The organism is Bradyrhizobium sp. GW821-FHT13H05 (assembly GCF_058804065.1).
In genome coordinates, this window is record NZ_JBXAPO010000013.1 from 36,525 (window position 1) to 49,985 (window position 13,461).

18 protein-coding genes are annotated in these 13,461 nt (G+C 64.1%); 10 read left to right on the plus strand and 8 right to left on the minus strand.

The genetic code is table 11. The features are described from left to right. Position 1 precedes the first annotated feature (1 nt). Complete coding sequence (gene kynU, locus AC1RR3_RS29430; protein WP_492827230.1) at positions 2-1,204, plus strand: kynureninase; 1,203 nt, start codon at positions 2-4, stop codon at positions 1,202-1,204. An 83-nt stretch (positions 1,205-1,287) separates the two neighbouring features. Here kynU and AC1RR3_RS29435 read toward each other — a convergent pair whose 3' ends face one another. Beyond that, positions 1,288-2,100, minus strand: coding sequence for a cobalamin-binding protein (locus tag AC1RR3_RS29435; RefSeq protein ID WP_492827501.1), 813 nt, complete (start codon positions 2,098-2,100; stop codon positions 1,288-1,290). 119 nt (positions 2,101-2,219) lie between these two features. Here AC1RR3_RS29435 and AC1RR3_RS29440 point away from each other — a divergent pair, with 119 nt between their 5' ends. Continuing rightward, the gene (locus AC1RR3_RS29440; protein ID WP_492827232.1) at positions 2,220-2,618 is read left to right on the plus strand and encodes a PaaI family thioesterase; all 399 of its coding nucleotides are present in this window, start codon (positions 2,220-2,222) and stop codon (positions 2,616-2,618) included. A 152-nt stretch (positions 2,619-2,770) separates the two neighbouring features. After that, complete coding sequence (locus AC1RR3_RS29445; RefSeq protein WP_492827234.1) at positions 2,771-3,382, plus strand: GNAT family N-acetyltransferase; 612 nt, start codon at positions 2,771-2,773, stop codon at positions 3,380-3,382. 78 nt (positions 3,383-3,460) lie between these two features. Here the strand turns inward: AC1RR3_RS29445 and AC1RR3_RS29450 are convergent, their stop codons facing one another. Beyond that, entirely contained in the window at positions 3,461-3,766 is a 306-nt protein-coding gene (locus AC1RR3_RS29450) for a hypothetical protein (RefSeq protein ID WP_492827236.1), read from the minus strand. A 103-nt stretch (positions 3,767-3,869) separates the two neighbouring features. Next, a complete protein-coding gene (locus AC1RR3_RS29455; RefSeq protein ID WP_492827238.1) occupies positions 3,870-4,556 on the minus strand; it encodes a DUF2161 domain-containing phosphodiesterase in 687 nt (228 codons plus the stop codon). A gap of 157 nt (positions 4,557-4,713) precedes the next feature. On the opposite strand from AC1RR3_RS29455, the gene AC1RR3_RS29460 reads away from it, so the two are divergent. After that, entirely contained in the window at positions 4,714-5,061 is a 348-nt protein-coding gene (locus tag AC1RR3_RS29460) for a hypothetical protein (RefSeq protein WP_492827503.1), read from the plus strand. Here AC1RR3_RS29460 and AC1RR3_RS29465 read toward each other — a convergent pair whose 3' ends face one another. Both AC1RR3_RS29465 and AC1RR3_RS29470 read right to left on the minus strand, forming a co-directional pair. Beyond that, positions 5,062-5,742 (minus strand): SDR family oxidoreductase, encoded by a 681-nt coding sequence (locus AC1RR3_RS29465; RefSeq protein ID WP_492827240.1) that lies wholly within the window; start codon positions 5,740-5,742, stop codon positions 5,062-5,064. A 23-nt stretch (positions 5,743-5,765) separates the two neighbouring features. Further along, a complete protein-coding gene (locus tag AC1RR3_RS29470) occupies positions 5,766-6,509 on the minus strand; it encodes a tyrosine-protein phosphatase (RefSeq protein ID WP_492827242.1) in 744 nt (247 codons plus the stop codon). A 68-nt stretch (positions 6,510-6,577) separates the two neighbouring features. Between AC1RR3_RS29470 and AC1RR3_RS29475 the strand changes: the two genes are divergently transcribed. Beyond that, complete coding sequence (locus AC1RR3_RS29475) at positions 6,578-6,904, plus strand: MliC family protein (RefSeq protein ID WP_492827244.1); 327 nt, start codon at positions 6,578-6,580, stop codon at positions 6,902-6,904. A 111-nt stretch (positions 6,905-7,015) separates the two neighbouring features. Here AC1RR3_RS29475 and AC1RR3_RS29480 read toward each other — a convergent pair whose 3' ends face one another. Next, entirely contained in the window at positions 7,016-7,219 is a 204-nt protein-coding gene (locus AC1RR3_RS29480; RefSeq protein WP_492827246.1) for a DUF2735 domain-containing protein, read from the minus strand. Then, complete coding sequence (locus AC1RR3_RS29485) at positions 7,197-7,484, minus strand: hypothetical protein (protein ID WP_492827248.1); 288 nt, start codon at positions 7,482-7,484, stop codon at positions 7,197-7,199. Before AC1RR3_RS29485 ends, AC1RR3_RS29480 begins: the two co-directional genes overlap by 23 nt. Positions 7,485-7,759: 275 nt before the next feature. On the opposite strand from AC1RR3_RS29485, the gene AC1RR3_RS29490 reads away from it, so the two are divergent. The 5 genes from AC1RR3_RS29490 (at position 7,760) to AC1RR3_RS29510 (ending at position 12,237) form a co-directional block, all read left to right on the plus strand. Next, entirely contained in the window at positions 7,760-8,794 is a 1,035-nt protein-coding gene (locus AC1RR3_RS29490) for a glutamine synthetase beta-grasp domain-containing protein (protein WP_492827250.1), read from the plus strand. A gap of 199 nt (positions 8,795-8,993) precedes the next feature. After that, a complete protein-coding gene (locus AC1RR3_RS29495) occupies positions 8,994-9,695 on the plus strand; it encodes a GrlR family regulatory protein (protein WP_492827252.1) in 702 nt (233 codons plus the stop codon). A 19-nt stretch (positions 9,696-9,714) separates the two neighbouring features. Then, a complete protein-coding gene (locus AC1RR3_RS29500) occupies positions 9,715-10,401 on the plus strand; it encodes a substrate-binding domain-containing protein (protein WP_492827254.1) in 687 nt (228 codons plus the stop codon). A gap of 32 nt (positions 10,402-10,433) precedes the next feature. After that, positions 10,434-11,255, plus strand: a complete 822-nt coding sequence (locus AC1RR3_RS29505; RefSeq protein ID WP_492827256.1) for a tetratricopeptide repeat protein — start codon at positions 10,434-10,436, stop codon at positions 11,253-11,255. A 277-nt stretch (positions 11,256-11,532) separates the two neighbouring features. Further along, positions 11,533-12,237, plus strand: coding sequence for a GrlR family regulatory protein (locus tag AC1RR3_RS29510; protein WP_492827258.1), 705 nt, complete (start codon positions 11,533-11,535; stop codon positions 12,235-12,237). A gap of 24 nt (positions 12,238-12,261) precedes the next feature. Here the strand turns inward: AC1RR3_RS29510 and AC1RR3_RS29515 are convergent, their stop codons facing one another. After that, positions 12,262-13,197: a hypothetical protein gene (locus AC1RR3_RS29515; RefSeq protein ID WP_492827260.1), complete on the minus strand. Its 936-nt coding sequence runs from the start codon at positions 13,195-13,197 to the stop codon at positions 12,262-12,264. Positions 13,198-13,461: the final 264 nt, after the last annotated feature.

Here is a 13,461-nt window from a genome sequence, read left to right on the forward strand (position 1 = left end):
CATGACCCGATATCGCGTCTACGACGACACCAAGGCTCTGTTCCATCTGCCCGACGGCGTGATCTATCTCGACGGCAATTCGCTCGGCGCATTGCCGCTGGGTGTTGCCGAGCGCGTCGGCCGCGTCATCACGACCGAATGGGGCAACGAGCTGATCCGCGCCTGGAACACGGCAGGCTGGTATGCCCAGCCGCGCCATGTCGGCGATCGCATTGCGCGGCTGATCGGCGCTGAAGCCGGCTCCGTGATGGTCGGCGATACGCTGTCGTTGAAAGTCTATCAGGCGCTCGCGGCTGCGCTCGACATGAGCGCGTCGCGCAAGATTGTCCTGTCCGACACCGGCAATTTTCCGACCGACCTCTACATGGCCGAGGGCCTGATCGCGACGCTCGGGCGCGGCCATCAATTGCGCCTGGTCGCGCCGGAGGCGATCGAGGCCGCGTTGTCGGAGGAGATCGCGGTGCTGTACATCACCGAGGTCGATTACCGCACTGGCCGCCGTCACGACATGGCGAAGCTGACCGCGAAGGCGCGTGCGCTCGGCATCGTCACGGTCTGGGATCTCGCGCACTCCGCCGGCGCATTGCCGGTCGATCTCGCCGGCTGCGGCGCCGATTTCGCCGCGGGCTGCACCTACAAATACATCAACGCCGGTCCCGGCGCGCCGGCCTTCCTCTACGTCGCGCCGCGCCACGCCGACACTGCGCGTGCCGCTCTGTCCGGCTGGATGGGCCATGCAAAGCCGTTTGCGTTTGAGCTAGGCTATGCTGCCGCCGGCGGCGTCGAACGTATGCGCGTCGGTACGCCTCCGGTGCTGGCGATGGCGGCGCTGGAAGCCTCGCTCGACATATGGGACCGCGTTGACATTGCCGAGGTGCGCGCGCGTTCGCTGGCGCTTGGCGATCTCCTGATCGCGGAGGTCGAACGCCGCTGTCCCTCTTTAAAGCTCGTGACCCCGCGCGCTCACGTTCAACGTGGTTCGCAAGTCTCGTTCGCCTTCGACGGCGGCTACGCCGCGATGCAGGCGTTGATCGCCCGCGGCGTCATCGGCGACTTCCGCGCGCCTGACATCATGCGGTTCGGGATCACGCCGCTGTATATCGGCGAGAGTGAGATCGTGCAGGCAGCCGAGATCATCGAAGAGGTGATCGCAGGCGAGGTGTGGCGCCGGCCGGAATATCAGGTCGCGAATGCGGTGACGTGAGCACGGCAGGTTGCCCCAAGCGTCATTGCGAGCGTAGCGAAGCAATCCAGACTGTCTCCGTGGAAGGATTCTGGATTGCTTCGCTACGCTCGCAATGACGGGATGAGAGAGGCCGGCCCACCCCACAACGCCGTCACGATCGCATCGAGTCCGTCCGTCAGCGCCGCCGGTCCAGGCTGTAGAATGATCGTGGACTTGATCTCGACGATGCGATCGTCGCGTACGGCCGGAATTTCACGCCAGCCGTCGCGGGCGCGGATGCGGGCACGGACCACCTTCTTGCCGCACCATGACGCGAGGATCACGTCGGGGGCGGCCTCGCGGACGGCTTCGGCCGAAACGATACGATCCTTCGCTGCCTGCCGATGGCGCAGCTCCGGGAACACATCCTCGCCGCCGGCGATCTCGATCAGCTCCGACACCCAGCCGATTCCGGAGATCAACGGATCGTCCCACTCCTCGAAATAGACCTTTGGCCGCGGCGAGGGGCGGGACGTTGCGGCGATCGCGGCGAGGCGGCGTTCGTAGCCTTGCGCGAGTTCCTCCGCTCGTCCGGCCGCCCCGACCAGCGCGCCCAGCGTCCGGATCATTGCGAGGATGCCGGAGACGTCGCGCTGATTAAAGACATGGACATCGACGCCGGCGCGCACGAGATCGGCGACGATGCCGGCCTGGAGATCGGAGAAGGCGAGCACCAGGTCCGGCTCCAGCGCCAGGATCTTCGGGATGTCTGCCGACACGAACGCCGATACCCTCGGCTTCTCACGGCGCACCTGCGGCGGGCGAACGGCGTAGCCGGAGACCCCGACGATGCGATCCTGCTCGCCGAGCAGATACAGGGTCTCGACCGTCTCTTCGGTCAGGCAGACGATGCGGCGGGGCGGGTAGTGACGCATGGTGAGACCATATGCGCTCATGCCGCCGCCGATGTCACGGCGGCCATGACCTCCGACGTCATTGCTTTGCCGCACGGAGCTATTCACCTTGAGACAACAACGAATTGGGAGGAGATCCGATGACGCCGCTCGAGAAACTTAAAGCGATGAAGATGCCGTTCGCCGAGCTCAAGGGCGTCGAATTCGTCGAGGCCGAGAAGGACCGCGTGGTGGCGCGGATGACGGTCAGGCCCGATCTCTGCACCCTCCACCACACCATTCATGGCGGCGCGGTGATGGCGTTCGCCGATTCCGTCGGTGCGGCCGCGACCGTGATTAATCTGCCCGAGGACGCCAAGGGCACCACGACGCTCGAGAGCAAAACCAACTTCATCGGCGGCGCGAAGGAGGGAACCACGGTGATCGCCACGGCCACCCCGGTTCACAGGGGTCGCCGCACCCAGGTCTGGACCACCCGGCTGGAAACCGAGGACGGCAAGCTGGTGGCATTGGTGACCCAGACGCAGCTGGTCCTGTAAGACTACGGGGCTTTGATTTTATTAACGAATTAGTCGTTTCCAGTGCTCGAAACTTGGGCAGGTTCCCGTCTTGAAAAACTTGTTGCGATGCACAATATAGGAGGTCTAGGGATTCGAACGCCTCCTCGAGGGACACCAAGAGGAGTTTTGACGTGGTACTTGAAGAGACCGCCCGCACGACGTCCGTTCCGGGCTATGTGCGGACCCTGAGCCAGCAGGAAGAATTGCCGCTTCTGCGCGATCACCTGCTGAGACTCGATGCCGGAAGCCGGCACGACCGTTTCAACGGTTTTCTCGACGACAGTTTCATCGAGCGTTACGCCGCCCGCTGCGCCGAGGACGGCACTGTCATTGTCGCCTACATCGTCGATGGCGTGGTCCGTGGTGCGGCCGAGCTGCATCCGCCGGAAGGCGATTCGCTGCCCGAGGTCGCCTTCAGCGTGGAGGCCTCCGCGCGGCGCCAGAACGTCGGCACGATCCTGTTCAGCCGCCTGATCGCGGAGGCGCGCTGGAAGGGCTACAAGAAGCTGCGTATCACCACGGGTGCCGAGAATCACGCCATGCGGGCGCTCGCCAGGAAGTTCGGGGCGCATCTCGCCTTCCGCCATGGCGAATCGACCGGCACGATCGATCTGGCCAAGACGCCGGAAGCTGAACTCGCCGAGCTCGCAGCGGCGCCATTCAAGGCCGGGCGCGCTCTTCTCAGCTTCAATTCGACCTGCTGGAAGATCATCTCCAGCATGTACGGCAATCGCGCCGCCTGACGCCAAAAGCGGACTGGAATCAAAAAGCGGACCGGCGATGCCGGTCCGCTTTCGTATTCTGGATCGAGAAATCGACGCTCAGGTGCCGGTGCGTGTGCTGGCGCCGAAGCGGCGGACGACGCGGCGTTCGACCACCACCGAGCGCTGCGCGCCCTGTTCGCCGGCAATCACGCGCGTGGCGGTGATGCGGCTGTTGGTGCGGGCCTGCTTTTTCACCTCGGCCTGGACGACATCGAGCGGCATCCCCATCAGAGCTGCGGCGATCTCGGCCTGCTGCTCCTGGTCGTCGGTGATGCCGACGGCGGCGAAGATCGCCTCGTCCAGGGTGGGCGGGTCGTGACGCACGCGCCGCGTGCCGTACTTGGTATTCCAGTCTGCGCTCATGGGGGCCTCGTTTCGATCCGGGATACCTAGTGCCGCCTATGTTGCATTGCAATATGAATTTGGTGTGGCATCTCAGCTATTCACGGCTTGCATTGATCCTGTGTCAGGGCGGTGACGGAGCACCTGCGTTGATCTCAATTTTTTGCTGCGGCCAGCGCTTCAGCGCGGCATGTCCGGCCGCGGTGAGCCCGTAGATTCCCCGCTCAGTGCGCTCGAACCAGCCATACACGTTGTTAAGCATGATCTTGCCGGCATCGGGACAGCGCACGCGCAAATCGCGCACCCGCTGCGGCCCGTCGGCGAGCGCCGAGGCACAGGCCAGCGCCTGCTGCCGATAGGCGGTCATGATCGGCGCACGCGTGCTGCCGCCCAGCACTGGGTCGCCCTGGCGGCGCTGATGCTCGGAAACGAGGCGCGAGCGTTTCTTCGGTTCGCGGCGCGGCGCGGCGGTGGGTGGCTTCACCAGCACCTCGACCTGGCCGCGGTCGGTTACTCCGAGCATACCGAAGCCGAGGCGGCGGCAGAGATTGCGATAGCGCGCGTCGCTCTCGCGCCCTTTGCCGCGGATCGACATCTTGGCGGCAATCCAGACCTCATCGCCGGCCGGCGCGCGGTCGACGGCCTGGAGGATCAGCTCGAGATTGAAGGCGACCTTGAGCTCGCCGATCACCACGACCGGCGGATCGCCGGCGCTGAGGCCGACCAGATCGCAGCCGCCGATCTCGCCCTTCACGGTGAAGCCGAGCTGTTCGAGGAAGCGTTTGACGGGCAGGTAGAGCGCGGTTTCCAAAGGTAGCGTCCGAGTCTTGCGTTCCGAGTCTTGCGTTCCGATCGGAGAATCAGTTGCGGTCAGTTTAGCCCGGATCGGACTCGGGGCTCCCCGCTATTTGATCGGGAACGGATGGTCCGGCTATCCTGCGGGCGGGACAGTCGGGCGCTTGACGAAGATGACAATCCGGAACGGGCTCTATCACATCCGCATCGAGATGCTGGATGCCGTCCAGGGCGGCAATCAGGGCGTCATGGTGCTGCGTGACGGCACCATGCGTGGCGGCGATTCATTCTTCTTCGCCTATGGCAGCTACACCTCGGCCGACGGCAAGTGGAAAGGCGAGCTGACCAACGAGGAACATTCGCCTTCGTTCGACCAGCGCCCGGTGTGGGGCCGCAAAGTCGTGACCATCGGCTTCAGCGGCACCTATAGCGACGAGACCGCCTATGGCGAGGGCATCGCGCTCGCCGGCAAGCAGAGCATCCGCTTCAAGGGCAATCTGCGGCTATTGGTGCCGGATTGATTACACCCGACCGCCGACCGGGATCAGCGCACCGGTGATGCCGCTCGCGGCGTCACTGGCGAGGAACAGGATCACCTCTGCGAGTTCCTGCGGCGTCACCCATTTGGAAAAATCCGCTGTCGGCATATCGGCGCGGTTGGCCTTGGTGTCGATGATCGACGGCAGCACCGCGTTGACGGTGACTTTGCCCTTCCACTCGCCGGCGAGCGCCTCGGTGAGGCGATGCACGCCGGCTTTCGATGCGGCATAGGGGCCCATGCCGGAACCTGCCTGGAGCGCGCCCATGGCGCCGATGTTGACGATGCGGCCGGCATTGGACGCAGCCAGATGCGGCAGTGCTGCACGCGAGGCGTTGAGCGCGGTCAGGACATTGAGTGCATACATGCGCTGCCAGGTCTTGATGTCGCCGTCGCCGACGCTCTCGAAGGCGAAGCCGCCGGCGATGTTGATCAGCGCGTCGAGCCGGCCAAAGTGCTTGGCCGCCGCATCAACCGCCGCCGTCGCCTGCGCCGCGTCGGACAGATCGACGCCGCCGATCTCGATGCTGTCAGGGGTTGCTGGTAATTGCGAGGGCGCGTGATCGATGCCGGCGATCCGTGCGCCGCGGGAATGCGCGACCTCCGCAACCACTTTGCCGAGAGCACCCAGCGCGCCGGTGACGATCAGCACCTTGCCTTGCATTGTTGTTCTCCCGACGATGCGGCCTACGATTGCAGATAGCGCGCCTTTAGCGCAGTGCGCTCTGCTGTGCCGAGCATGAGCCCGTCGCGCAAGTAGGTTTCGAGATCGCCATAGTCGCGGCTGACGGCTTCGAAAGCGGCCGCAAGGTAGGAGGCTTCGACCGAACCGATGGCGCTGCGCACGTCCTCGGGCAGATCGGTGGCGGCCGTCGCATCGCGCCGGTAGAACTGGTTGGTCAGCAGATAGTCTTCGGCAATGACGTCATCGGCGACGCCCAGCGCACGCAGGATCAGCGCGCTCGCAAAGCCGGTGCGATCCTTGCCGGCGGTACAATGGATCACCAGCGGCGCGCGGTCTTCCAGCAGATGGCCGAACAGCGCGCGAAAGCTGTGCGTGTTGTGGCGGACATAGTTGCGGTAGGATTCGCGCATGATCTCGAGCGCGACCGGTGCGGTCAGCGTGCCCCTTGCGAGCTCGGCGCGCAGTGCGGCGACCACGGTCGGCTCGATCGGCAGCGAATGCACGGTGATCTCGTTCACGACGCAGACGCCGGCTGTACGCTCCTCGACCCCGCGAAAGTCGAAGGCGCTGCGCACGCCGAGCGCGCGGACGACCTCGATGTCGGCCGCGGTGAGCTGCCCGAGATGATTGGAGCGGAAGATGTGTCGCCATCGCGTGGTGCGGCCATCGCTGGTTGGGTAGCCGCCGAGATCGCGAAAGTTGCTGGCGCCTTGCAAGGCGAGGTGGCGGGCAGGGGAATCTGGCATGAGATCAGCTTGGGTTATGTTTCCACTGGACGCTCGACGGCGTCCTTGAATGCATTCAGGGGGCAATCATGGGCCGGCACAAGGCCATTGTTTTGGCGATCACCATGCTCGCGGGCGGAATGATCAGTGCGCGGCAGGCGGACGCGCAGACGTTCCGGACCTATCGCTGCGCGGATGGTACGCGGTTCATCGTCGGGTTTTATGACCACGACACACGTGCCTTCCTCCAGATCGACGGCGAGCCTGCCACGCTGGAGAAGCGGCTGGCGCTGTCTGGCGCGCGCTATTCGGGGGCAGGGATCACGTTGAAGATCGGCAAGACCGGAGCAACCACGGTCAAGCATCTGAAGCGGCCGGTTACGGCCTGCGCCGTGATCGAGAAGCCCGGGCTCTAGCCGGGAGGCCGGCAAGAATCAAAAAGGGTCGAAACTTCGTTGTTTCGACCCTTTTTCAAACTTCCGTCAGTCGCTCCTGAGAGCGCGGCGGTACTGAACCAGACGCAGGCATCAGCGTTCCCATTTCGGCTTCGCCTCGTCGACGGCCTCTTGATGGTACCAGCTTCCGCTGCAGATCGTCTCGTTCACGGGAAGCGAGAGACGGTCGGCTGGAAGGCGGGCCTCACCATAGCGGCGACCTCCGAGAGCCGCGCGGCCCCCGGCGGGGAATTGATAGATCTTTGCAGATCCCTCACTCAGACCATTGTTCATCATTGCGATATCTCCTCGGGTCGAAGCGCTTGGCCTCCATGCTGCGCCCGACTCGTTTGATTGTGGTTACTGGAATCCCCATATCGGCCGCGCGCCCCAAAATGCAAAGTGCTGAAAAGAAAATCAGTTTCGGCTCATTTTCTAGGCAGTTTGCTTTCTGCATCCTCCGAGGCATCAGGTGGGTGACTAACGCTTGAGCCATTGCGAAGGTTGCTGGCGATGGCTCGGAGACTTTGCGAATATTGCCGGACGTTGATGCGCGTTTCATCGGCAACCTCCAGCACAGGCCTGCCTGCTCCAGAATCGGGCGTTTTCCGCGGGATTTTTGCGGTGCAGCTTCACGCAAAGGTGCGCCGCTATGACGCACGCCGCTGTGGACGGCAGGTCGGCGGCGAGGGGCAAGTGGCCGGGGTGGAAAACCTCTCGCTATGCGGCCTTTTGGCACGTTAAATGCTTGTAAACGGTCGGCCGATAGTGGCCGGGTAAACAATCGTGCGGGGGCCCTTGGGCCCCCACCTTTCGCATCATCTACAGAGAGGCTCAATGACCAAGTATAAGCTCGAGTACATCTGGCTCGACGGATATACGCCGACTCCGAACTTGCGCGGCAAAACACAGATCAAGGAATTCGCGTCGTTCCCGACGCTCGAGCAGCTTCCGCTCTGGGGCTTCGATGGCTCCTCCACCCAGCAGGCCGAAGGCCACAGCTCCGATTGCGTGCTGAAGCCGGTCGCCGTCTTCCCGGACGCCGCGCGCACCAACGGTGTGCTGGTGATGTGCGAAGTCATGATGCCCGATGGCAAGACCCCGCACGCCTCCAACAAGCGCGCCACCATTCTCGACGACGCCGGCGCCTGGTTCGGCTTCGAGCAGGAATACTTCTTCTACAAGGACGGCCGTCCGCTCGGCTTCCCGGCCTCCGGTTATCCGGCGCCGCAGGGCCCGTACTACACCGGCGTCGGTTTCTCGAACGTCGGCGACGTCGCCCGCAAGATCGTCGAAGAACATCTCGACCTCTGCCTCGCGGCCGGCATCAACCATGAAGGCATCAACGCGGAAGTCGCGAAGGGCCAGTGGGAATTCCAGATCTTCGGCAAGGGCTCCAAGAAGGCCGCTGACGAAATGTGGATGGCCCGCTATCTGATGATGCGCCTGACCGAGAAGTACGGCATCGACATCGAGTTCCACTGCAAGCCGCTCGGCGACACCGACTGGAACGGCTCCGGCATGCACGCCAACTTCTCCACCGAGTACATGCGTACCGTCGGCGGCAAGGAGTACTTCGAGGCGCTGATGGCCGCGTTCGACAAGAACCTGATGGACCACATCGCCGTCTACGGCCCGGACAACGACAAGCGTCTGACCGGCAAGCACGAGACCGCGCCGTGGAACAAGTTCAGCTACGGCATTGCCGACCGCGGCGCATCGATCCGCGTTCCGCATTCCTTCGCCAATAACGGCTACAAGGGCTATCTGGAAGACCGCCGTCCGAACTCCCAGGGCGACCCATACCAGATCGCTTCGCAGATCCTGAAGACGATCGCGTCCGTGCCGACCGAAAAGAAGGCCGTCGCCTAAGATCCTCCCGGCCCGGGCTAGGGGGCTGGCCCGGGTTGGTTCTCAATCCGCCGGAGCAGATCTGCTCCGGCGGATTTTTTGCATTTTGATGACAGTCGTTGTTGTGGGTCTGCCGGGCATGCCGGCTTGAAATCTGTCCATCGCCGCCGAAAGCGGGATAGAGTGCCCACGGATGCGCGCGGGGCCGGGGACACGGCTGGTGTTTGAAGGCTTCTACAAGGTGAGATTTCAGCTCGGCGACGGGGTCGGCCGGAGCGTGATGCATGCCGGCAACGGCAAGATGCTCGGCGGCAATTCGGCCTTCGCCCATATCGGCACCTACGACAAGACCGACGACGGTGTCGACATCGTCATCAAGACCGTCCGCCATAACCCCGACCCGAATTATCGCGCCATGGCCGGCACCGATGATGCGACCCTGCTGGCGAAAGGCTGGCCTGACGGCGATCTCTATCGCTTCAAGGGCGAGCTGAAGGAGCTGCCGGGCGTGCCCTTCCAGTCGGTGATGACGCCGATCACCGGGGACGAGGTGCCGATCGCCGGCGGCGTCGGCGAGGGTGGCATCGCCGATGGCCTCTACTCGATCCACCTGCACATGCTCGACGGCGTCGATGGCGGCCTGACCGGCGTGATGCTGCTCAACCAGGGCCGCATCCTCGGCGGCGACGCTGCGTTCTACTATCTCGGCAGCTACACCGCCGCGAACGGCCGCTGGAAGGGCCAGATCCTCAACCAGGAGCACACGCCGGCCAAGGACGATCCGATCTTCGGCGGCCACGAGGTCGGCATCGGCTTCTCCGGCAGCTATGACGCGGAGCAGGCGGTGCTCGAGGCAACGGCGCTGGCCGGCAAGCGCAGCTTGCGCCTGACCGCCGCGCTCAAGCTGATGCACCGCGCCTGATCGCTATCCGGGACACCCCATGACCAACACCATTCGCATGCTCTCGACACTCGGCCTGATGGGCGCGATGCGCAGCCTGTTCTCCGCCTTCGAGACCGCCAGCGGCATTCATGTCGATGCCGACTTCGCGCCGACCCTGGCGCTGCTGAAGCGGCTGCGGGACGGCGAGGCTGCCGATCTCGTGATCCTGACGCGCGAGGGTCTCGACGAGATGATCGGCGAGGGCCGCGTGATCGCCGGGAGCGCGGCCGATCTGGCGCGCTCCTTCGTCGGCATCGCCGTGCGGGCAGGGCAGCCGCATCCCGACATCGGCAGCGAAGCCGCGCTGCGCAATACGCTGCTTGCGGCACGGTCCGTGGCCTATTCGCGGCTGGGCGCGAGCGGCGTGTACTTCGCCCAGCTGATCGTGCGGATGGAGATCGCGGCCGAGATCAACGCCAGGGCGACCATCGTCGAGCAGGGCTTTACCGCGGAGCGGCTCGTCAGCGGCGAGGCTGATCTTGCCGTGCAGCAGATCAGCGAGCTGAAGCAGGTTGGCGGCATCGAGGTCATCGGCCCGGTCCCGCACGAGCTGCAAACCCCAGCCGTGTTCTCCGCTGGCCGCATCGCGAACGCAAAACATGCGGACGCCGCGGATCGGCTGCTGCGCTATCTGGCATCACCGGAGGTCGTGCCTGTTCTCCGCCAGTCAGGACTCGAGCCTTGAATTTGCCGGGACGGGGACGCAACGTAGCGCCCATGCGAACTTATCTCCTTGCCATCCTCCTCGTGCTTGCTGTGCCGCTGGCGGCGCATGCGCAATCGGCCGATCTCGTCCTGTGCGACCGGGTGGCCGCGGATCCCAGCGATCCCGACAAGCCGGCCGACGTGAAGGGCGTGGCGGAGATCGCTGCTGCCGATGTCACGACCGCTCTCAAGTTCTGCAAGCAGGCCGCGGGCTCATCCCGGCGTGCGATGTTCGCGCTCGGCCGCGCCTATGCCGCCAACCGGCAGACGGCGGAGGCGATCGCGGCCTGGCGCAAGGCGGCCGACAAGGGATCGAGCGCGGCGATGGTCGAGCTCGGTGTGCTCTACGGCACGGGTTCAGGAGTCGCGAAAGACGAGGCGCAAGCGCGAAAGCTGTTCGAGAAGGCGGCGCAGTCAGGCAATCCCCGCGGCGTCAGCAATCTCGCCGCGCTCGGCGGCGCGGCCGGCGCCGCGCCGGCCGATCCCGCGCAGGCCCGCGCGCTGCTGGCCAAGTCTGCCGAGACCAACGCGGAGGCGCAGTATCAGCTCGGCCTGATGCTCTCCGAAGGCACGGGCGGTGCAAAGGACGACGTCGCGGCGCGTGCGCTGTTCGAGAAGGCGGCTGCGCAAAACCATCCCGGCGCGCTGGAGCGGATGGGCGCCTTCGCGCAGGAAGGCCGTGGCGGGCCCAAGGACAAGGATGCCGCGAAGGCCTATTACGAGCGCGCCGCCGCGCTTGGCGACGACGATGCCAAGCAGGCGCTGGAGCGGCTGCGTTGTCCCTATGCGATCAAGGACAAGCAGGGCAAGCTCGTCACCACGCTGTGCTTCTAGCTCGCTTGTCGTCGTCCGCGCCGCGGGTTCGAAGCCCTTCTTGGGTCGCTCAAAACAAAAAGCGCGAAAACAACCCCATGCACAGTAGCCAAGTCATTGAAATTGCAAGTTTGCTGATTTTACGAAATTTGGGTTGACCCGTCGGGCAAAACAGGGGCATGATGACATCGTGCAGCGAAGGCTCCGGGCGCCCTGCGCGGAAAAGCCGGATGGCCTCGGTGCGGCGGCGGTGCTAGGTAGCCTTTCGATTCTTTTCTGATTTTGCGGGCTGATTGCGTTGCTGGACGGACTCTACAAGGTTGAATACGGCGTCAACGATGCGTTCGGCTGCAGCATCATGTGCCTGCACGACGGCAAGATGCTGGGCGGCAATTCGGGCTTCGCGCATCTTGGCACCTATGTCGAGCAGGGCGGCGAGATCATCGCCGAGGTCATCACCGAGCGGCATAATCTGGATCCGAACTACAAGCCGCTGATGGGCGCCGATGTCGCCTCGATCGGCGCACGTGGCCGGCTGCACGGCAACCAGATCCGTCTCGAGGGCGGCGCCAACACGATGCCGGGCGCAAAATTCTGGGCCAATCTCACGCCGCTCGACGACGAGGCGCTGCCTCCGAGCGGCGAGGTCGGTCCCGGCGGCATCGCCAACGGCCTCTATGGGATGAGCCTGCGCGCGCTCGATGGCGTCAAGGCCGGGCTCTCCGGCGTGATGCTGCTGATCGACGGCCGCATCCTCGGCGGCGATGCGTTCTTCTACTATCTCGGCTCCTATTCCTCGGCGGACGGCCGCTGGAAGGGCGAGATTCTGAACCAGGAGCACACGCCGGCGAAAGGCGAGAACCCCGTGTTCGGTGGCTATGAGGTCGGGATCGGCTTTTCCGGAACCTGCACGGCCGACAGCGGTGAGCTCGAAGGCATCGCGCTCGCGGGCAAGCGCAGTTTGCGGCTGGCGGCTTCGCTTAAGCTGATGCGAAGGGCGTGAGGCTACCGATCATCTTGTCGCGTGCTAGTCCTGGTTCTCCAATGCAGAGGTTCGTCGCACGATTTGGCTGGATCTCTCGCGCCACTCACGCGTCGTGACCAGATTGACCGCATCGGTGAGGTACATCCCCACTGCGAGCCCACGGTCATAGCTTGCCCAGAAACGCGGAAGAATCTCGATGTTGCGTCCCCCGCGTCCGATGATCCTGACGAGCCCGGCTGATTCAGCGGAGATCATCAGGTTGCGGACATGGGTTCGGGAGACGCCGAAACGGCTGGTGGCCTCGATATAGGGCACGACTGCGCTCGGGTCGCCGGCATCCATTGCAGCCTTGAGCACCGCATTCTGGATGAGCGGCCCGGCGGCATGGCTGAAGAACAGCATCGTGTCCGGCAGCGTCATCATGAGGCGAGCGGCTGCAGGATTGAAGGGCGAAGATTTGCTGCAGTTGAGGACGTAAAAGTCCCGATCGCGCGAAAATATCGGGCCGTAATCGTGACCGGGATACAGTGTGGCAAGGGGCACATAGTGAGCCACCAGCCATTCGATGTGATGGGCGCGCAGCCTGTCCGTGGTTGCCAGCAATCGGACGCGGCCGTCGTCGGGGGCTCTGCGCAATTCGAGAAACCCGACCTCCCGCAACCGCGCAATCAAATGATCCACCTGTCGGTCGCTCGCATATCCGAACAAGGCAAGTTGTTGTTTGAGGGCGCTGACGGTGAACCAGGTCTCGCGTCGGGAAGGGTCATGGGCGGCTTCGAGGACTGCCGCACAGTGGAAGACGAAGAACCGCCCTGCCTCCAGGAGAAGCCGAACCAGAAACGGCTCGCCTTCGTACACTTTCAGGAAGCTTGCCAGGTATGCGTGCCGCGCCTCGGGCAGGCGAGGATGCCGCACGATCTCATCAAGCGTCAATCGCAGCCGGCCCCCAACCAGCCACTCGAGTTCGTCCTGCTCCAAAGCTGCCCCCCGGTCTTGACGCGCGGAAAATATAAGAGAGGCGAAGCGATAGGCGCAATGTTTTCCATACAATCCTGAGTCGAAACCGCTAGGTTCGTGGCGATTGCTCGAAAGCCGGTGCGTTTCGGTTGGGCCAGGGGCGGCCAGCTTCGTGCGGCGTCGCAATCCGTTGCGACAGTCGGCAGCGATTTCGTTCACTTTCTAGGCGAGTGGCTGACATAAAATACGACTTTAAGTCGAAGATTGTCGCCAATTCATGGTGGA